We start from the raw sequence: 19,932 nt of genomic DNA on the forward strand, positions 1-19,932 counted from the left end.
CCTCCCCTCCCCGGCTCAGCTGATCCGCTCGAGCAGCGCGCGCTGCTTGGCCAGGCTGTCGCCGAGCTCGGCGTGGCGCTCGCGCTCCTTGGCCACGACCTCCGCCGGGGCGCGCTCGAGGAAGCCCGCGTTTTGCAGCTTCTTGTCGAGGGCCGTCAGCTGCTTGTCCTTCTTGGCGATCTCCTTGGCCAGGCGCTTGCGCTCCTCGTCGAGGTCGACGAGGCCCTCGAGGGGCAGGCCGACCTCGATCCCGGCGACCACCGCCACGGAGCAGGCCTTGGGCAGCTCGTCGGCGGCGCCGAGGATCTTCAGCGACTGCATGCGGCCGACGAAGGCCGCGGCCTCGCGCACGCGCTCGAGCGAGGCGCGGACCGCCGGGTCGTCGCTGCGCACGAGCACGTCGACGCCCTGGGCCGGAGAGATCTTGGACTCGGCCTTGAGCATGCGGTGGGTGGTGACCACGGCGATCAGCCGCTCGACGTCGCCGCTCGCCTCGACCACGCCCGCGTCCTCGAGCACGGCCACGGCGTTGGCGACCGGACCGGGTGTGGTCGCGCCCTCGCCCTCACTCGTCCCCCCCGCGGGGAGCAACGGCCACTGCGCGAGCATCAGGCTGTCGCCCGCGCCCTCGGGCCGGGGCAGGCGCTGCCAGATCTCCTCGGTGATGAAGGGGATCATCGGATGGAGGATGCGCAGGACCAGGTCGAAGACCGTGGCCAGGGTGCCCTGGGTGGCCTGGCGCTCGTCGGGGTCGGCGTCCTCGGCCAGGCGACGCTTGGCCAGCTCGATGTACCAGTCGCACAGCTCGCGCCACACGAACTGGTAGGCCGCGTGGGCGGCCAGATCCAGGCGCCAGTCGCCGAGCTGACCGGCGAACTCTCGGGCCAGGCCGAGGGCGCGGCCGAGGATCCAGCGATCGGCGATGCTCAGGCGCTCGAGCCCCCCCTCGGTCTCGAGGATCTCGGCGCGCCAGCGCGGCAGGTCGAGGCCCTCGAGCTTCATGCTCGCGAAGCGGGCGGCGTTCCACAGCTTGTTGCAGAAGTTGCGGTAGCCCTCGACCCGCGCCCGGCTGAACACGATCCCGGTCTCCTGGCCGGCCATCGTGCACAGGTAAAAGCGCAGCGCGTCGGCCCCATAGGCGTCGATCAGCTCGACCGGGTCGACGACGTTGCCCTTGGTCTTGGACATCTTCTGGCCGTCTTCGCCGAGCACCATGGAGTGCAGATAGATGTTCTCGAAGGGCACCTCGCCGGTGAAGTGCAGGCCGAACATCATCATCCGCGCGACCCAGAAGAACAGGATGTCCCAGCCCGTCTCCATCAGCGAGGTCGGGTAAAAGCGCGCCAGCTGGTTGTCCTCGGCCGGCCAGCCCAGGGTGGTCAGCGGCCACAGGCCCGAGCTGAACCAGGTGTCGAGGACGTCCTCGTCCTGGTGGATGTCCGCGCTCCCACAGTGGGAGCAGGCGCTGGGATCCTCGCGGGTGACGGTGATGCCCTGGCATTCGGCGCAGTGCCAGGCCGGGATCCGGTGCCCCCACCACAGCTGGCGAGAGATGCACCAGTCGCGGATGTTCTCCATCCAGCGGTAGTAGTCGGCGGTCCGGTGCTCCGGGTAGATGCGCGTCCGACCGTCGCGCACGGCCGCCAGGGCCTTCTCGGCCATCGGCCCGACCTGCACGTACCACTGGGTCGAGGGCAGCGGCTCGACGATCACCCCCGAGCGCTGGCTACGGCCGATCGCCAGGGTGTGCTTCTTGGTCTCGACGAGCAGGCCCTGGGCGTCGAGATCGGCGAGCACGGCCTTGCGGGCCTCGGCCACGCTCAGACCAACGTACTCGTCCGGCGCCGGGGCCTGGATCTTGCCGTCGAAGTCGATGACCTGGATGAGCGCGAGGTCGTGGCGCTTGCCGGTCTCGAAGTCGTTGGGATCGTGGGCCGGGGTCACCTTCACGGCGCCGGTCCCAAAGCCCATCTTGACGAGGATGTCGTCGGCGATGATCGGGATCTTGCGCCCGCTCAGCGGGAGCTCGACGTGCTTGCCGATGAGGTGGCTGTAGCGCTCGTCGTCGGGGTGCACGGCCACGGCCGTGTCGCCGAGCATGGTCTCGGGGCGCGTGGTCGCGACGACCAGGCGCTCGCCCTGCGCCCCCTCGCCTTCCGCGATCGGATAGGCGATGTGCCACAGCGAACCTTCGACCTCGCTGTGCTCGACCTCGAGATCCGAGAGCGCCGTCTGCGAGCCCCAGTCCCAGTTGATCAGCCGGTAGTCGCGGTAGATCAGCCCCTGCTCGTGGAGGCGCACGAAGGCCTCGCGGACGGCCCGCGAGGACACCTCGTCCATGGTGAAGCGGTAGCGGCTCCAGTCCAAGGACGCGCCGAGCTGCTCGTGCTGGCGATCGATGATCCCGCCGTGCTCCTCCTTCCACTTCCAGGTCCGCTCGAGGAAGACCTCGCGCCCGACCTCGAGGCGGCTGGTCCCCTCCTTGGCGAGCTCGCGCTCGACCATGACCTGGGTGGCGATGCCGGCGTGGTCCGTGCCCGGGAGCCACAGCGCTCGAGCGCCACGCATGCGATGCCAGCGAACCAGCGTGTCCTCGATCGTGGCCGTGAGCGCGTGGCCCATGTGCAGGCGACCGGTGACGTTGGGCGGCGGGAGGACGACGGTGAAGTGGGGGCCCTCGCCCTCGTGGGGCTGGAAGTAGCCGCGCTCTCGCCAGCGGTCGTAGAGGCGACCTTCGACCTGGGCGGACTCGTAGACCTTGGCGAACTCATTCGAACTGGTCATCGCTGCACTCTCGGGCCGCGCCTTTTGGCGCGGGCGGGAGCGAAACCTGCCACAGCCGCGGACGGGTTGCACACGCCCGTGCGTGCCGGGGATCGCCTAACGTGCGAAAGCTCGCACCCAACGGGTGCGAGCTCTCTCGGGGGACGCGGGCGCTCGAAAAACGAGGCGCCCAGCGAGATCGCCGCCTCAGCGCTGAGCTGCCTGTTGCCTCAGCGCTGAGCTGCCTGTTGCCTCAGCGCTGAGCTGCCTGTTGCCTCAGCGCTGAGCTGCCTGTTGTTTGATCAGCTCTTCGGCGAGGTCGGGCACGACCTCCCACACGACCTGCTCGACGACCTCTTGGCTGAGCTGGAGCAGGGCCTGCACGGCCGCGGGGTCGAGCCCGGCCGCCGCCTCGCTGCCAGCCGCGGCGGCACGGATGCGCTCGAGCATGCCGGGCGTGGCCGAGCTCGCGGCGGTGAAGGGGATCGGCACCGCGACGGGGATCGCCCCAGCAGGCGCAGAAGTCGGCCGGGCTGCCGGGCTCGGGCGAGCCGCCGGGGTCGGCCGAGCCGCGGGGGTCGGCGCCGGAGTGGGTCGCGCGGGCGCGGCCGGCTTGGGCCGGGGCGCCGCCGCGGGCTTGGGCCGGGGGGCCGCCGCGGGCTTGGCCGCCGCCGGAGGCCGGGCCGTCCCTGGCGGACGGGCGCCGGGAGGCTTGGCCGCCGCCGGGGGACGTGCCCCTGGGGGACGCGCCGCCGCCGGAGGGCGAGCACCGGGGGGCTTGGCCGCTGCTGGGGGTCGAGCCGCCACGGGGGGCTTGGCTGCCGCCGGGGGGCGAGCCACGGGGGCGCGCGCAGGGCGAGCCGCCGCTGGAGCCTTGGCCGCGCCGCGCCCGAGCGCAGCGCCGACCTTGTCGATCAGCTCCTGCGTGTCGAAGGGCTTGCCGATGTAGCCGTCGGCGCCTGCCGCCGTCACGTCGGCCTCGCCGATCTGCCCCTTGGCGGGGATCAGCATGATCACGGGGATGCTGGCGGTCGCGGGGTTGGACTTGAGCGCCTGCACGACTTCGAAGCCGCTGGGCTCACCGGGGGCGAGGTTGTGGTCGACGAGGACCACGTCGGCCTGCATTTGCTTGGCGCGCGCGACGGCCTCGGACCCCTTGCTCACAGCGGTCACCTTGGCGTCCTCTGCCGCAAAGGTGATCTTGATGGCCAAGCGCATCGTCTTGGAATCGTCGATCGCAAGGATCTTGATGGGCATGTACGGGTCCCTCGAAACGTTGGTGTTGCCGCCGAAATTGGCCTGCAAAGGCGTACCATGGCCCACGTGAGCGGGTCAACGAAGCGGCCAAAGCAGGCCGCCACCGACGAGGGTCCCCCGGACTCGGCAGCCTCGACGCCCCCCGAGGAGCGCAGCGGCGACCTCGCGCGCCTTCAGGAGGCCGCTGCTCGGATGAGCATCGACAAGCCCATCGACCTGCGCGCGCGGGCGGCCGAGTCCGGCTCGGGGCGACTGCGCCCCGCCGGGGCCTCGACCTCGACGGCCAGCCTGTCCTCGGCCGGCCTGTCCGCGGACAACCTCGCGGGGCCCCACGCCAGCAGCAACGAGTGGACCAGGCTGGTCGACAGCCTGATCGGCGACGTCCTCCTTGGCCACGTCTGCGGGGCGCGGGTCCTCGACCTCGGCCACGGCAGCCCCGAGATCGCCGGGTGGGTCCGCGAGCGGGCCGGCGACCAGCTCACGGTCGTCGAAAAAGGTGCGCTCGAGCAGATCCCCATGAAGATCGCCGAGGAGTCGGGCTTCTTGCCGGCCGGCGAGTTCCTCGACGCGGACGGCAAGCTCAGGCTCCCCGAAGACGAAGAAGAGGATGGCCAGCCAGTGCTCCGGCTCCGCGAACACCGCGACGCGAGCGTCGACGTCGTCTACTGCCTGCGAACCTTCCCGCACCTCGGCTACGACACCGAGACCTCGGAGCGCCTGTCTCGACAGCTGCTGCGCGAAGCCGCGCGGGTGACCGCGGACGGTGGCACGGTGTTCGTGCAGATCGCCAACCCGCGCAGCTTGCGAGGGATCGTCGAAGGCATCCGCAACCCGATCACCGTGGTCTCGCGGCGGCGCATGATCCTCGGCGATCGCTACGGCCTCACGCGCTGGGACACGCTCCCGAGGTTCATGCGCTTTTTGCCGCCCGAGCTCGAATTCGTGCGCGCACATGGGCTTGGCGTGGTCATCCCGCATAACGCCGCGCTCCAGATCCCCCTCGTTGGGTGGGCCCTCTCGAAGCTCGAGTGGCGCCTGCGTGACATGGGCATCATCCGTCGCTTCGGCGCGCAGCTGCTGGTCGAGCTCCGCCGCCTCCACCGGGCCGACCCGAGCCTGCGCGCCGGCGGACCACAGCGCTCCTCGCTGACCTCGAGCCTCGCCGCCCTCGGCTCGAGCCCGGGCACCCGCACCTGAGAGTCTGTGAACCTCGAGCCCGGGCCGAGGCGCGCGAGCGCTGTCGCGCCCGTTCGCGCGGCGGTCGAGCGAGGTTGTAAGCTTCGACCAGTGGCGGACACGGATCAGCTCCCCGGGCGCATCCTGGTCGTCGACGACGAGGTCGGCATGCGTGAATTCCTCGCCGTCTGCCTCGGCCGAGCCGGACATCAGGTCACCACGGCCAAGTCCGGCGCCGACGCCCTGCGCATCCTCAACGACGACGAGGACAACCTCGGCTACGACATCGTGATCACCGATCTGACCATGCCCGGGATCCCGGGCATGGAGGTGCTGCGCCACGCTCGTGAGCGCGACACCCCGCCCCAGGTCATCATGATCACCGCCTACGCCACGACGGACACCGCCGTCGAGGCCATGAAGCTCGGCGCCTACGACTACCTGATCAAGCCGTTCAAGGTCGACGAGATCCTCGTCGTGGTCCAGCGCGCCCTCGAGCGCAGGGCCCTGCGCAGCGAGAACCGGAGGCTGCGCGACGCCCTCGACGGCGTGCACACCCTCGACCGGATGATCGGGCGCTCCGAGGCCATGCAGAAGGTCTTCGACCTCGTCCGCCGGGTCGCGCCCACGCGCACCAACGTGCTGATCCGCGGCGAGTCGGGCACCGGCAAGGAGCTCGTCGCTCGGGCCCTGCACAAGCTCTCCGATCGCGCCGAGGGCCCCTTCGTCCCGGTCAACTGCGGGGCGATCCCCGAGCAGCTGATGGAATCCGAGCTCTTCGGACACGTCAAGGGCGCGTTCACGGGGGCGGCCGCCGACCGCCGCGGCGTGTTCGAGATCGCCGAGGGCGGGACCTTGTTTCTGGACGAGATCGGCGAGCTCGACGTGACCATGCAGGTCAAGCTGCTGCGCGTGCTCCAAGAGCGGAGCATCCGGCCGGTCGGCGGCAGCAAGGAGCTCTCGGTCGACTGCCGGGTGGTCGCCGCCACCAATCGCGACCTCGAGGCCGCGGTCGAGTCGGGCGAGTTCCGCTCGGACCTCTACTTCCGCCTCGACGTCGTCCGCGTGGTCCTCCCGCCCCTGCGCCACCGCAGCGAGGACATCCCCCTGCTCGCCGCCCGCTTCTTCGATCGCTTCAACCGCGAGATGAAGCGCAACCTCGACGCCATCGGCCCCGAGGCCCTCGACTGGCTGCTGACCTACGACTACCCCGGCAACGTCCGCGAGCTCGAGAACCTGATCGAGCGCGCCGTGGCCCTCGAGTCGACCAGCATGCTCAGCGCGGCCCACTTCCCCGATCGCCGCCCCCAGACCCGGACCAACGATGTCGTCCCCGAGCGCTTCCCCCCCGAGGGCCTCGACCTCGACGCCGCCCTCGCCGACCTCGAGCGCTCCTTGATCCTCGCGGCCCTCGATCAAGCCGGCGGCGTCCGCAAGCGCGCCGCCGAGCTGCTCAACATCAGCTTTCGATCGATGCGCTACCGCCTCAAGAAGCTCGGCATCGAGGTCGGTCGCGGCGACGACGACTGAGAGTCTGTGAGCCCGAAAAGGGCAGCGCGATATCGCTCTTCGTGGGCTCTCATACGTCCATGACACCGGGTCGCGTACAACTCGCGTGTCCCTTGGGACAGATGTATGATCTCCCGACCATGCCGACATCCGACATGGTCAGTAACAAAGTGACCAAAACAAACAAAACGAGCGACAATTTTGAGCTCTCGGTCACAGATGGTCCGAGCTCAGACGACATTCTGCGGCTACGGCTCCCCCTCGGGCGCTAGCACACGGCACAACTGTCTGAAATCACTCGTTTTTCATATCGGAGGAAACCGGCATGAGCCCTGCTAAACACCACGACGCAACCATGAGGTCCCGACTCCAGCAGCCCTCCAGCGTCACCGCGAACCAACGTGGTTTCACGCTCATCGAGCTGCTCACCGTGGTCGCAATCCTGGGCATCATGGCCGCCCTCGCGATCGTCGGATACACCAAGAATGTCCGCAGCGCGCGACGGACCGAGGTCATCGGCGACCTGTCCAACATCGCGCTGCGAGAGAACACCCTCCTCTCACGCTACGGCCACTACGCCTCGACCTCGGTCGACGAAGACGACACCTACCCGGTGGCGCCCAGCGAGCTGGCCAGCAAGGACGGGGTCATTCAGTGGGCGATCTCCGACGAGGGCTTCAGCCGGGACTCTGTCGCCATCGACACGCCTTACTTCCGCGCCGGCGGAGTCGAGCACGGCTTCGACGTGCTCAACTTCATGCCCGAGGGCGGGCACAGCTGGTGCGCCTACGGGGTGATCTCCGGCGACGGCACCAACGGCGAGTACGGCGACGAGCCGCCGGCCTACGCCCTGGCGAGCGAGGTCTTCCCCGCCGGGGGCGAGCAGCTCGAGCGCTTCTACGCCCGCGACTGGTTTTACGCCTTCGCCAAGTGCGACTTCGACCGCGACGGCACCTACTGGGAATTCACCACGGCTCACTTCACCACCGACGTCTCGATGGGTGACAGCAACTTCGGGGAGTGAGCCCCCCCCCGCAAACCCGAGACACGACTCGACACCAAGCTACCGGCCAGCCACAGCCACACAACAAGGACCAGACAATGCACATCGACATCAAAAAGCAGCTGAAGAACGCCCGCGGTTTCACGCTCATCGAGCTCATGATCGTGGTCGCGATTTTGGGCATCCTCGCCGTCGTCGCCATCCCGGCCCTGCAAAAGTACATGCGCAAGGCCAAGACCTCCGAGGCCAAGGTTCAGCTCGCCAAGCTCTTCGACGCCAGCTCGGCCTTCTTCAAGGCGGAGCACGCTCAGCGCGGCGCGACTGGCTTCATCGGTGACGGCGGTCTGATCGAAGAGATGGCGCCGCACCGCTGCCCCCACATGGAGGATACCCCCGGCGGCGGCGAGGCCGGCGTGACCCCGGACTTCGGTACCGACTGCAACGACGGCCCCGGCGGGCGCTGCGTCCCGGCCACCGGCGGCGGTGGCGGCGGCTACTACGACATCGCCGAGTGGAACGACAACGACGTGTGGAACGGCCTGAACTACCTCCAGGAGCAGGGCCACTACTACCACTACAACTACAAGGCCGTGAACGAGACCACCGGCTACGGGCGCTGCCAGTTCACCGCCCAGGCCTTCGGCGATCTCGACGGTGACCTGATCTACTCGACCTTCGAGCGCAGCGGCGCGGCCGACCAGCAGGGCGTCAACGGTGCCGCCGGTCAGTACGTCAAGGACGAGGTCGAGTAAGCCTCGGCGCCCACGCCCCGCACAGGGGCCTACGCAGCAGCGGTCGCCGGCTCGTCCCGGCGGCCGCTTCTTCGTTCGAAGCGGTGTAGACTCTCGGCGTGCGCAGGATCCTGCTCGCGCTGCTCTTCGTGACTCTGACCGGGCTGACCGCGCTCAGCCACGGCTTCGTCCGCCTCGACCGCGACGCCTTCCCCCGCGACGCCGACGTCTACTACCTGCCCCCGCCGCAGCACCTCGAGGCCATGAGCCTCGGCTACCGCGAGGCCCTCGCCGACCTGATCTGGATCCGCGCGGTGATCTTCACCGGCGAGCGCACCGGGGCCACCAACTACGCGTGGATCATCGAGTACCTCGAGGCCATCTACAGCCTCGCCCCGCGCTTTCGCAAGCCCTACGCCTGGGGCGGCGTGGTCTTCATCTACAGCGGCGAGGCCATCAACTACGAGATGGTCGACCGCGCCGTGACCCTCTATCGCCGCGGGGTCGAGGCCTTCCCCGAGGACCACGAGCTGCTCTTCGCCCTCGGCATGCTGCTGACCCGCGACGTGCAGACCACCCCCGGCTACGACGAGGCCGAGCGCGAGCAGGCCATGGAGGAGGGCGTCGCGCTGATCCGCAAGTCCGCGGCCTTCGGCGCCCCGCCCCTGGTCCGCCAGCTCGCCGCCACCTTGGTCAGTGAGGGCGGCGCGGACCAGCTCAACATTCAGTTCCTCGAGCAGCAGCTGCTCCAGGCCGAGGACGAAGATCACCGCCGGCTGCTCAAGATCAAGCTCCAGGCGCTGATCGGCGAGGCTGGCTTCGAGGCCATCGAGAAGACCCGCGCGCAGTTCGAGGCCACGCACCGGGCCGAGTATCCCTACATCCCTCCGGATCTGTTCGCGCTCATCGAGGAGCACTGAGCCACCGCCGGCCCCGGGGCCGACCACCGCGGCCCTCCCCTGACGCGAGACCCCTAGGAGCCCGTGGTGAAACCCAACACGACACCTGGCTTGGTCTTTTCGCCGAGGGCTTTGTCGCCAAAACTTGTAGTACGCCCGGTACAGCGGCGTTTTGGCTTCGCGCCCTCGACGAAAATTCCGGCGCCAGGAGCCGCGCTGGGTTCCACCACGGGCTCCTAGAGCGGCGACCAGTTTGAATTCGGTGAGCTACGCCGCATTTGCCAGCTTCGGGCACTCCAGCTCATGCTGGATGACCTGCAGATTGACGAGCACTGCCGCTCGCGTGGAGTCGTACTCATTCTTGCGTATGCCGAGGTAGCGAGCTCGGTTGCCTTGGCGCTGGCCGACATGAGCGAGCGTATGCTCGACGACGACGCGCTGTCGCAGTCGCGCGCGTCCGCGCGGTGCTCGTTGGAGGACCCGTAGTTTCGCTTGCAACGGCTCGTTGGCGGCGATTCGGAGGCCTCGGCCCCGGTCCGAGGTCGTGCACTTGGGCTTGAGCTCGCAGGCGTTGCAGACATCAGCCTCGAAGCGGGCGCTCTCGCCGAGGAGCATGGGTTGGGTCTGTCCCCCTGGGCAGGTCACCGTCTGGCTGGCGAAGTCGAGGCTGAAGTCGGTCTTGGCGAATTTGTCGCCGTTGGACTGCCGCCATGGCTTGCAGATGACCTCGACGCCGCTGGCCACGAGTTCGGGGACGTCCGAGCTCTCGATGTAGCCCCGGTCGAAGTGCAGGCTCGCGAGTTCGAGGCCCAGATGTTCGACTCGGTCGACGAGCGTGGGGAGGCTGTCTTTCTCCGGCTGGTTCGCCGGAGCCACCGTCACAGCGAGGATGAGCTTGGTGTGAAGACTGACGACGACGTGGCGCTTGTATCCGTTGAAGGACTTCGTCTTGGTCTTGCGACCGTGACGCATGTCGGGGTCCTCGACGGACACACGCCGGTCTTTCGCCACGCCCCGCTTGATGCGCTGGCCTCCGCGGTCGGGGTCGGGCTCGAGATCCTGTCCACGTAGCTGCTCGAGTAGCGCGAGCTGGTCTTGCAACGGAGGCTTGCTGCTCTCGCTCGACAGGTTCGTCTCGACCCACTGTTCGAGCGTCTCAATCTGTCCGAGCAAACGGTTCAACGCCGCGCTCTTGGCCGCAGGGTTGGACCAGTCGATATCGAGCGCCTTCTTGATGCTCGGCTCCGCGAGCAGCGGGATGCCGAGTGATCGACGACAATAACTTTTGCCGGTCGACGACAACTAAACCTGCCGGTCCGAGCCAGCCAGAACGCGCGTGGGACGCTGGGGAGCAGGAGCCCCCACGTGGTCACGGACGAGCAAGTACGGCTGCTACGGAGCAAGATGAACCAAGGCAAGACACAGCAGGCCGCAGCAGCGGCGGCGGGAATGAGCGTGAGGTCGGCGCGGAAGTGGCAGAGCGGGCCACTGCCCTCGCAGACCAAGGAGCCGCGGCACTGGCGGACGCGCAAGGATCCCTTCGAGGGGGTGTGGGAGGAGAAGATCGTCCCGCTGCTCGAGCGGGACAAGGAGGGCGAGCTCGAAGCCAAGACGCTGCTGAAGCAGCTGATCGAGGAGAAGCCCGAGCGCTTCAACCAGGGCCAGCTGCGGACGATGCAGCGGCGGGTCCGGGACTGGCGAGCGCTGCACGGACCAGACAAGGAGGTCTACTTCCAGCAAGAGCACCCGCCCGGCGAGGAAGCGGCGCTGGACTTCACCAACTGCAACGAGCTGCAGGTGACGATCGCGGGCGAGCCCTTCCGCCACCTGCTCTTCGAGCTGGTCCTGGTCGCGAGCGCGTGGACCTGGGCCTGCGTGGCGCTGTCGGAGAGCTACGAGGCGCTGGTCGAGGGGCTCCAGCGGGCACTGTGGGCCCTGGGCGGGGTGCCGCGGAAGCTGACCCTCGACAACATGTCGGCGGCGACGCACGAGCTGAAGAAGGCGCGGGGCCGGAGCCTCAACAAGCGCTTCGCGGACGCGTGCACGCATCTGGGCATCGAGACGGTCCGGCGCATCAACGTGGGCAAGTCGCACGAAAACGGCGCGGTCGAGGTCCGGCATCGGCGAACCAAAAAGCTGCTGAAGCAGGCGCTGATCTTGCGGGGCAGCCGGGACTTCGCCAGCGTCGAGGATTACGAGCGCTTCGTCCAGCAGACCCTCGAGCGCGAGCACAACCAGCACGTCACGGCGAAGCTCGAGCTCGAGAGCCCCTTGCTGAGGCCGCTGCCGATCAAGCCGGTGCCGACCTACACGACCGAGACGCCGAAGGTCCGGCGCTGGAGCACGATCAAGGTGCGGGGGCGGATCTACTCGGTGCCTTCGCAGCTGATCGGCCACCAGGTCGAGGTCCGGCTGCACGCCAACGAGGTCGAGCTGCGCTACGGCGGTGAGGTGGTCGAGACCTTCCCGCGGCTGCGAGGCGAAGGCGCGCACCGCATCGACTACCGCCACGTGATCGCCTCCTTGGTGCGCAAGCCCGGGGCCTTCCCCAACTACTGCTTCCGCGAGGAGCTGTACCCCTCGCTGATCTTCCGCCGGGCCTACGACGCGCTCGAGCGCGCTCGACCCGGGCGCGGCCACGTCGACTACGTGAGGATCTTGCACCTCGCGGCGATGACGATGGAGTCGACGGTCGAGGCCGAACTCGCGCAGCTGCTCGAGGCCGGCGCGCCCTTCGACTACGCGACGGTCAAGCAGCGGGTCCAGCCCACGGAGTCCGAGGTCCCGCAGCTCGAGGTCGGCGAGCCCGATCTGGGCGTCTACGACGAGCTGCTCGGAGGTGCGGCGTGAACCCTCGACCCCCCGCCCACGCCGAGCAGATCACCACGCTGCTGCGCAGCTTCAAGCTGACGACCGCGGCCGAGGAGCTGGTCCCGCGCCTGGTCACCGACGGCCACGAGCCAGCGCTGGCGACGATCGCCGAGGTCCTGGACCTCGAGGCCGAGGCCCGCCACGCTCGCCGAGTCGCTCGCCTGCGCCGGGCCTCGAAGCTCAGCGTCGGCAAGACCTTCGAGACCCTCGACGACAAGCGGCTGCCGCGACCGGTGGTCCGCAAGCTCCGCGAGCTGCAAGCCGGCGACTTCCTCGACGAGGCGATCAACGTGCTGGCCTTCGGCCTGCCCGGCGTCGGCAAGAGCCACGCCCTCGCGGCCCTCGGCCACGCCCTCGTCGAGCAGGGCCGCTCGGTGCTGTGGACGCCGACCTACTCGCTGATCCAGGAGCTGCTCGCGGCCAAGCGAGATCTGGAGCTGCCCCGGAAGCTGCGTCGGCTCGACAACTTCGAGCTCGTGATCCTCGACGACATCGGCTACGTCAAGCAGTCGGCCGAGGAGGCCGAGGTCCTCTTCACCCTGCTGGCCGAGCGCTACGAGCGACGCTCGACGGCGCTGACGAGCAACCTGGTCTTCAGCGAGTGGGACCGGATCTTCAACAACAAGATGGCGACCTCGGCCGCGATCGACCGGCTCGTGCACCACTCGGTGATCCTGGAATTCAACGTGCCCAGCTACCGGACCGAGAAGGCCAAGGGGCGCAAGAAGGGCTGACGCCCGACGACAACTACACCGGGCTGCGACAACTGCCCGAACGACAACTACCCCGCGCGCGAGGTCGCCGTGCACGGGGACGCGCAAGTCTCGCACCGGCAGGAATAATCGTCGCCAATCGGAAAAAATAATTGACGCTGATCAACCGAGCTCGTCGACGAGCAGCTCCGCCGGTCGAGCGCGTAGCTCGGCGACGCACAGCACGACCTTCCACGCCGCGTGAGCGAGGAGGTTGAAGGTGTCCTCGACCCGACCCGCACCTCGAAGCGGGCTCGAGTCCACGGCGACGTCGAGCTTCTTGGGCAGCTTCTTGAAGTCGAAGGCGCCAGTTCGCTTGGCGAGCTCCCGAGTGCGCTCGAGCAGCTTGCGGTCCATGTCGTGAGCGATGAGCCGCTCGCGGAAGTTGAACAGCGCGCCCTGGGAAAACGGCGGGTCATCGCAACCAAGGCAGCCGAGGACCAGCTGCCATCGAGCATCACAGGCGGCGAGTTCGACGGCCTCCGAGTCCGACGCGTTGGAGTAGCCCTGAAGCAGTAGGGCCATGGCGAGCAGTGCGGGCGGCATCGGGTTCTTCCCGGCTCCGGTGTCGCGGTACATCTGCTCGAGTTCGGCTTGGAAGTCGTCGTCGAACAGCTCGAGCCGGTGGTCACACAGGAAGCCAAACAGCTTGCGCTTCTTGCCGACGCGCTTGCGGATGCGGGCTTCGCGGGGAGACAGAGTGACGGGAGGGTTCCAGCGGGGGAGCGTCATGCGTGGCCTCGTGCGAGGCCTACGGGATCACGACCGCCAGACGTTGTCGAACCGCGCCGCTAAGCGATCGGAATCTATTAACAATTCAAACTGATCGCCGCTCTAGAGCGGCAAAGGCAGACATGAAAACGCTCCTCGCCCGCGAGCAACGGCATGTCGCTCGCCGACGTAGAGCAGGCCGCTCGAGTGGAAGGGGCCCGCGCCGAGCACCGAGCCGGCTAGGCTGCTCCATCATGTTGGTCGCCCGCCACCCGGCGAGAGCGCAGGGGTGGGAAGGCTTCCGCCGAACAGGCCGCGGTCCACCTCTCGGAGCAACGGCTCCTGCCAAAGACCCGCGCAAGATCCCTTCGGGAGCAGAATCCCTTCGGGAGTCAGTGTTTCCATGCCTGTCCTCCTGCGCGGCGCGTGGCTCGGCGCCACAGTGGGCATATGGTGCCAATTCATATCGCTAGCGTTCACGACCCCGTAGACACTCACCTCATCCCTCGAGATTGAGAGTACATATATTTCAACCGTTGATTTAAGCCACACTTCCAGTGCAAACATCATGGCATTCGCCGATCACATCCGCCCCCCGCCAGTGTTGGGATCCGCCAGTAGTATGGATATGCAATTCCATATATCCATACACTTCATCGGGCGGGGCTGAGACCCGAGCGCGGGTCAGCTCACCGTATCAGTTCGGGTCAGGTGGGGTTAAAGACCTCGAATTATCCCCTTCAGACATGACTGACGCGTCTTCGCGCAGATTTTCCCAAATGCGAAGAAACTCGCGCCAGGCAGGCGTGACGCGGGGAATACAGCCACATGGATATCAACAAATACAGCCATCGATTTTAAAGACAAGACAGACAAGGCAAATGCCTGTACCGTCATTACATGACTATTCACAGTAGGTTATTTCATGTCTCACTGGCGGCGCTCGTCGGCCTCGGCCTCGGCATGGGCGCAAAGCTGGCCACGGGGGCGAGCAGCGGGCGCTATCTGTGCACATCGATCCCTCGGGCCTGCACCTTCGCGCCCAGCGAGGCCCCCGTGCTCCGCGCCAATGTATGCTGGAGCGAGCGGAGCACGACCTTGAAAGCTGACGCTGCGTGCGCCTCGGGCAGCTATCCTTTCTATGTCGAGCATGGCGAGGTCGATCCGCTCACCGGCGCCGTCACCCCTTATATCCCCCTCGACGACGCCTGCAGCCATGGCTACTGCTTTTTCGGCCCGAGCACCGGTCAGGAGGACGCGATGTGCTGCACCTCGGGCGGCTGCGTGCCCTATATGGCTGGAGACGGCGAGTGCCCGGGAGAGCTCGTGCTCTGCAACAACAGCGCAGAGGGCGGCTGCAGCGATGGGCAGGGCTGAGCCCCTGCCTCCGCGACTACTCCCGCGGGACTGCCGGGAAGTTGTCGTCGGGCTTGGTCCCCGACTTGGACAAAGACAGCGAGCGCGCGACCATCTTGCGCTCGAAGAGCGCCTTCGTCGGCTTGCCACAGTCTTCATAGTGGCGGATCGCGGTCGCGTACATCAGCCGCGCGAGCTCATAGTCTCCGTTTTCGACCAGCACGTCCCCGAGCGGGGCCACGGCCTCGCCAAAGGCACAGTACTCCGCGCTGCCCTCGGAGGTCAGCTCGAGCAACATGCGACGGGCGCTGGCGACCTCGTCGACGGCGAGCATCGCTTCGCCCGCCTCGGCCTGCTCGCGCGCAGACTCGACGACCTTCATGACCGCGAGGAATTTATAGTCGGCGTGGGCGATCTCGAGGGTTGGGGCCTCGGGCGCGAAGCCCCAGCCGATCACGAAGGTCGCGGCGATCGCCAGCGCCGTCAGCAGCGGGCGCTGGAGGTCTCGACGCGGAGCCACGCGCGGGCGCTCGAGCGCGACGATCAGATCGTCCATGGACTCGAAGCGCGCGCAGGGATCGAAGCTCAGCCCGCGGGTGAGGATGCCCCGCAGCTGCGTGTCCAGGGCCGGCGAGCTGCCCTGCGGCCCGCGGCGAACCGCCCGGTAGCGCGCCAGCGGATCCGCGCCCGAGAAGGGGTTGCGGCCGACCAGCGCCTCCCAGAGCACCACGCAAAACGAGAACTGATCGCTGCGCGCGTCGCTCGAGCTGCCCGCGAGCCGCTCCGGCGCCATATAGGCGAGCGTGCCCTCGACGAACTCGGAGCGCTGCTGCTCGTCGCGCAGGCCGTCGAGGTCGCGCGCGAGCCCAAAGTCGATGACGACGACGCGGCCCTCGTCGGTCAAGATCGCGTTGCTGGGCTTGAAGTCCCTGTGGACCAGGCCAGCCCGGTGCGCCGCCGCGAGCCCGCGGCCGGCCTCGCAGAACACCTCGAGCAGCTCCGTCGTCGATGGACGATCGAGCAGCCACTCGCCGAAGCTGCGGCCATCGAGCAGCTCGAGCACCAGGTAGCGCAGCCCGTCCGAGCGCCCGAAGTCGTGGATGGTGACGACGTTGCGGTGGGCGATCTTGGCGAGGACTCGAGCCTCGCGCTCCGCCCCCTCGAGCTCGCCCGGCTGCAGGAGCTTGAGCGCGACCTCGCGGTCCAGGGTCCTGTCGAAGGCCCGATAGACCGATCCGCTCGCGCCCTTGCCGATGCGCGCGAGGAGCTCGTAGCGCTCCGCGATCACCATGACGCTGGCCTCCCCATCCCGCCCGGGATCACGCCCTGGCCCGCCGGTGGTCGAGCATGCAGCTCGCTCATCGGGGGCCTCGACCGGTCGCAGACGGGCAGCCACGTCATCGAGTGGATACCACGAACTATCGACTGTCGCCTGGCCGAGAGGACAGAGATGCTCACGCTTTTCGGCGCCCCCTTCGCATGGTTAGCGCCCATTGCGCGACGCCTTTCAGTGGCGATATAGCCCTGTCTCGAGCGCGTTTCCACTACGATAGAGGCATTTTTCCCCAACGAGGTCTGCGCGATTGCAGGAGCCCCCGCGTGCATGGGGTGTGACCAATTCCCAGCTCGTCGATATCGACCTTTCGAACTCGCTAGCGCGCCCGCGACAATCGTTCCATGTTCGAAGCACTGCGCACGCCACCGCGCGGGGGATGGGGTAGCTTCGAGCCGCCGACATCGCTCCCCTGCGGCCTGCTCGTGACCGTGGTCGGTTTCACCACGGGCTGTTAGGGTCTCGCGGTGAGCGACGCCCAGGATCCTCGCGATAGCGCCCCCTCCTCAGAGGAGAGCTCCGCGGCCGGGGAGCCCGAGGCGCAAGCCCAGGCTCGAGACACGCAGGCACCCGAGGGCGCCCAGGCTCCACGGCGTCGCGCGCTGCTCGTAGCCCTCGTCGTGCTCCTCGCCTGTGTGGGGCTGGCCGTAGTCAGCTGGATGGGGCGCGCGCCAGCGGCCGGCGAGCAGGGCGAGGCCGAGGGCGAGCAGCAGCCGACAGCGCGAGATATGGCGACTTCGGCCACCGCCGCGCGCATCCGCGGCCGAGTCCTCCGCGAGGTCCCCCGAGAAGAAGGAGGAGACAGCGAGGACGACGACAGCGAGGACGCTGGCGAGGCTGACAATACCGAGACGTCTGGCGGTGAGTTGGGTGACAACGACTCTGACGGGGGTGACCCAGAAGACAACGAGACTCGAAAGGGTGAGCCCCGAGACGGTGAATCTCCCAATGAAGCCGGAGACCAAGCCGGAGACCAATCCGGAGAGGAATCTACCGAGGAATCGGGCGACGACGCCGCGGATCTGGCCGATCCCGAAGCGAGCGATCCCGAGATCAGCGAGTCGGCCGGAGACGATCCCGAGCTCGCCGCCTTGCTCGCCGAGCTCCCTCCGCACGAGCTCCTCCCTCCCCTCCCCGGCAGCTGCCACGCGCGCGCTTGGCGAGACGGCCAGCTCGTCACCGAGGAGATCACCTGCGACGACGAGGGGCGCTTCGAACTCGTGCTCAGCGAGCCCGCGCTCTCGGGCACGGTCCACGTCGAGCTGCTCATCGACGGCCACCTGCGCGGATTGGTCGCAGCCGAGATCCCCCCCGCGGACGAGGGGGCCGTCCCCGACCCCGCGGCGCGCGTCGTCCAGCTGCCCACGGTCGCCCTCGGCCCGGGCCTGCGCGTGGCCGGCCAGACCCTCGACGCCCGCGGCCAGCCGCTCGCCGACGTCCGCGTCCAGGCCATGCCGATCCCCAACCTCGACGAGCCCGAGCCGTGGCGCACGCGCAGCGACGCCGAGGGCCGCTTCGAATTCACGACCTTGCCCCGCGGCCCGCTGAGCCTGCGCGCCATCGCCCCCGGCTACGCGCTCTCGGTGGTCGAGGCCATCGCCCCCGAAGATCAGGTGCTGATGGTCCTCGACGCGCTCATCGATCTCGAGGGCGCCGCCGTGGGCTCCCCCGAGCGCATCGCCCGAGCCAAGGTCCGCCTCGAGGGCTCGTCGGTCTGGCCGGCCATCGAGCAGCCCCTGGAGGCGGACGGCAGCTTCGTGTTCGAGCGCCTCCCCGATGGCATCTACGGCGTCGAGATCGTGGTCCCGCCGGCCACGGCCGGCGGCCAGGAGTACGCCTCGGTCCCGCTCGAGAACGTGACCCCGGATCTGCGGGTCAACCTCGCCCTGGTCCCGGCCTTTCGCGTGCCCGTGCGCGTCGTCGATCCCGAGGGCGCCCCCGTCCCCGGGGCGCGCGTGACCTTGGGCTACGGCCAGCTCGGCATGCTGCAAAAGATCGCCCAGACCGACGAGGAGGGCCGCGCCGAGGTCGGCCCCGTGGTCCCCGGGCCCTACTATCTCCACGCCGACGCCGACGGCTTCTTGCCCCCAGAGCCCGTCGAGGTCGAGGTCGGCTCCGAGGGCTTCGTCGGCGCCGAGGGCCTCGACGAGCAGACCCTCGTGCTCGCTCGCCCCGCGCGGATCAGCGGCGTGGTCCTCGACGAGGACGATCGCCCGGTCCCCGGCGCCGAGGTCATGCTCGACAGCGAGGCGGCGTTCAGCGTCGGCGAGGGCGACACCCGCCAGCGCCTCTTCGCCGTGGCCATCGGCGCCGCCGATGGCAGCCTGGGCGTGACCAAGGGCGAGGTCCCCGACATCCCGCTCTTCCCCGAGGACGACGTCGGCGTGGGCCTCGTCGGCGTGCGCAGCGATGAGTACGGGCGCTTCGAGCTCGACCTCCTGCTCCCCGGTGAGCACCGGCTGTGGGCCGTGCATCGCGGCCACGCGGCCTCGGCCGTCCAGACCTTCGACCTGCGCTCCGGGGAGATCCGCGAGGGCGTGACCCTGCGCCTGCGCGAGGGCGTGCCGCTGACCGGCGTGGTTCGATCTGCCAACCAAAACCCGATCGCGGGCGTGCAGATCGATCTCGGCGACGGGCTGATCCTGACCACGGACGAGCGCGGGGTGTTCGACGCGGGCTACCGCCGCGGGCCCCAAAAGCTGATCCTCCGCGGCCGCGGGCTGATCCCCAAGCTCGTCGAGATCCAGCTCGGCGACAGCCCCGTCGATCTCGACGTCGAGCTCGAGCCCGCCCGCGAGACCCTCGACGGCCGCGTGGTCGACGGCAACGGCCGACCGATCGCCGACGTCGAGGTCGCCCTGCGCCCCCTCGACGGCCTGTCGCCGGCGCAGGTGACCTGGACCGACGACAAGGGCGGCTATCGCTTCGACGCCCTCGGCCCTGGCAAGGTCGAGCTCGAGTTCGAACACGGGGACTACGTGCCCGTGGAGACCCGCGCCCAGGTTGGGCCCGACGAGCCCGCGGCCGGCGATCTCGTGCTCGTCTCGGGCTGGCAAGCCGACGTGCTCGTGCGCTCTGCCCTGCGCGGCGACCCCATCGAGGGGGCCACCCTCCACGCCGGCCACATGTCCGCGACCACCGACGCCAAGGGCCGCGCCGTGCTCGATCGCCTCGTCGGCGAGCTCGACCTCGAGATCAGCGCGCCGGGTTGGGTCGGGCGCAGCGCGAGCCTGCGCGACGACGGCAGCGGCCGCGTGGAGCTCACCGTGGAGCTCACCGAGGGCGGCTCGATCGCCGGGGTGATCGACGACGATATCGGCGATCCGGTCGTCAACGCGACGATCCGCGCGCGCTCGAGCTCCGGTGAGCTCCTGGGCGAGGCTCGCAGTGACGGGCGCGGACGCTGGCGCATCGATGGCGTCCCGCCAGGGGACATTCGATTGAGCGCGACGCCCCCCGAGGCGCGCGCTGCGGGGCTAGCGCCCATCGAAGACTTCGAGACCGACGTGCTCCGCGGCGAGCTCACCAAGGACGTCCAGTTGCGCTTCGAGAGGCCATGAGGTGTACTCGC

13 protein-coding genes and 1 pseudogene are annotated in these 19,932 nt (G+C 68.6%); 9 read left to right on the plus strand and 5 right to left on the minus strand.

All coding sequences use genetic code 11. The features are described 5' to 3' along the window. Window positions 1–15: 15 nt before the first annotated feature. Both G6O69_RS30775 and G6O69_RS30780 read right to left on the minus strand, forming a co-directional pair. Complete coding sequence (locus G6O69_RS30775; protein ID WP_172307041.1) at window positions 16–2,784, minus strand: valine--tRNA ligase; 2,769 nt, start codon at window positions 2,782–2,784, stop codon at window positions 16–18. 255 nt (window positions 2,785–3,039) lie between these two features. Next, complete coding sequence (locus G6O69_RS30780) at window positions 3,040–4,020, minus strand: response regulator (protein ID WP_172307042.1); 981 nt, start codon at window positions 4,018–4,020, stop codon at window positions 3,040–3,042. A 66-nt stretch (window positions 4,021–4,086) separates the two neighbouring features. On the opposite strand from G6O69_RS30780, the gene G6O69_RS30785 reads away from it, so the two are divergent. The 5 genes from G6O69_RS30785 (at window position 4,087) to G6O69_RS30805 (ending at window position 9,359) form a co-directional block, all read left to right on the plus strand. Next, on the plus strand, window positions 4,087–5,217 hold the full coding sequence (locus tag G6O69_RS30785) for a class I SAM-dependent methyltransferase (protein WP_172307043.1): 1,131 nt from the start codon (window positions 4,087–4,089) through the stop codon (window positions 5,215–5,217). Window positions 5,218–5,307: 90 nt separating this feature from the next. Continuing rightward, window positions 5,308–6,726, plus strand: coding sequence for a sigma-54 dependent transcriptional regulator (locus tag G6O69_RS30790; RefSeq protein ID WP_346017106.1), 1,419 nt, complete (start codon window positions 5,308–5,310; stop codon window positions 6,724–6,726). A gap of 334 nt (window positions 6,727–7,060) precedes the next feature. Then, a complete protein-coding gene (locus tag G6O69_RS30795) occupies window positions 7,061–7,729 on the plus strand; it encodes a prepilin-type N-terminal cleavage/methylation domain-containing protein (protein WP_172307044.1) in 669 nt (222 codons plus the stop codon). Between the two features lie 77 nt (window positions 7,730–7,806). Continuing rightward, a complete protein-coding gene (locus G6O69_RS41695) occupies window positions 7,807–8,460 on the plus strand; it encodes a prepilin-type N-terminal cleavage/methylation domain-containing protein (protein WP_172307045.1) in 654 nt (217 codons plus the stop codon). A gap of 98 nt (window positions 8,461–8,558) precedes the next feature. Next, entirely contained in the window at window positions 8,559–9,359 is an 801-nt protein-coding gene (locus G6O69_RS30805) for a hypothetical protein (RefSeq protein WP_172307046.1), read from the plus strand. A gap of 246 nt (window positions 9,360–9,605) precedes the next feature. Here G6O69_RS30805 and G6O69_RS30810 read toward each other — a convergent pair whose 3' ends face one another. Further along, the gene (locus G6O69_RS30810) at window positions 9,606–10,640 is read right to left on the minus strand and encodes a transposase (RefSeq protein ID WP_172307047.1); all 1,035 of its coding nucleotides are present in this window, start codon (window positions 10,638–10,640) and stop codon (window positions 9,606–9,608) included. 102 nt (window positions 10,641–10,742) lie between these two features. Here G6O69_RS30810 and istA point away from each other — a divergent pair, with 102 nt between their 5' ends. Next, window positions 10,743–12,188 carry an IS21 family transposase gene (gene istA, locus G6O69_RS30815; protein WP_172301650.1) on the plus strand — a complete coding sequence of 482 codons (1,446 nt, stop codon included), beginning with the start codon at window positions 10,743–10,745 and terminating at the stop codon, window positions 12,186–12,188. Continuing rightward, entirely contained in the window at window positions 12,185–12,943 is a 759-nt protein-coding gene (istB, locus tag G6O69_RS30820; RefSeq protein ID WP_172301648.1) for an IS21-like element helper ATPase IstB, read from the plus strand. The genes istA and istB overlap by 4 nt, the downstream gene beginning before the upstream one ends. Before the next feature lie 189 nt (window positions 12,944–13,132). Here the strand turns inward: istB and G6O69_RS30825 are convergent. Beyond that, window positions 13,133–13,693: pseudogene (locus G6O69_RS30825) on the minus strand (transposase); the annotation flags it as partial. An 879-nt stretch (window positions 13,694–14,572) separates the two neighbouring features. On the opposite strand from G6O69_RS30825, the gene G6O69_RS30830 reads away from it, so the two are divergent. Then, entirely contained in the window at window positions 14,573–15,049 is a 477-nt protein-coding gene (locus tag G6O69_RS30830) for a hypothetical protein (protein WP_172307049.1), read from the plus strand. Between the two features lie 16 nt (window positions 15,050–15,065). On the opposite strand, the gene G6O69_RS30835 is transcribed toward G6O69_RS30830, so the two are convergent. After that, window positions 15,066–16,424 carry a serine/threonine-protein kinase gene (locus G6O69_RS30835; protein ID WP_172307050.1) on the minus strand — a complete coding sequence of 453 codons (1,359 nt, stop codon included), beginning with the start codon at window positions 16,422–16,424 and terminating at the stop codon, window positions 15,066–15,068. Window positions 16,425–16,828: 404 nt separating this feature from the next. Between G6O69_RS30835 and G6O69_RS30840 the strand changes: the two genes are divergently transcribed. After that, entirely contained in the window at window positions 16,829–19,921 is a 3,093-nt protein-coding gene (locus G6O69_RS30840) for a carboxypeptidase regulatory-like domain-containing protein (RefSeq protein ID WP_172307051.1), read from the plus strand. Window positions 19,922–19,932 lie beyond the last annotated feature (11 nt).

The organism is Pseudenhygromyxa sp. WMMC2535 (assembly GCF_011083025.2).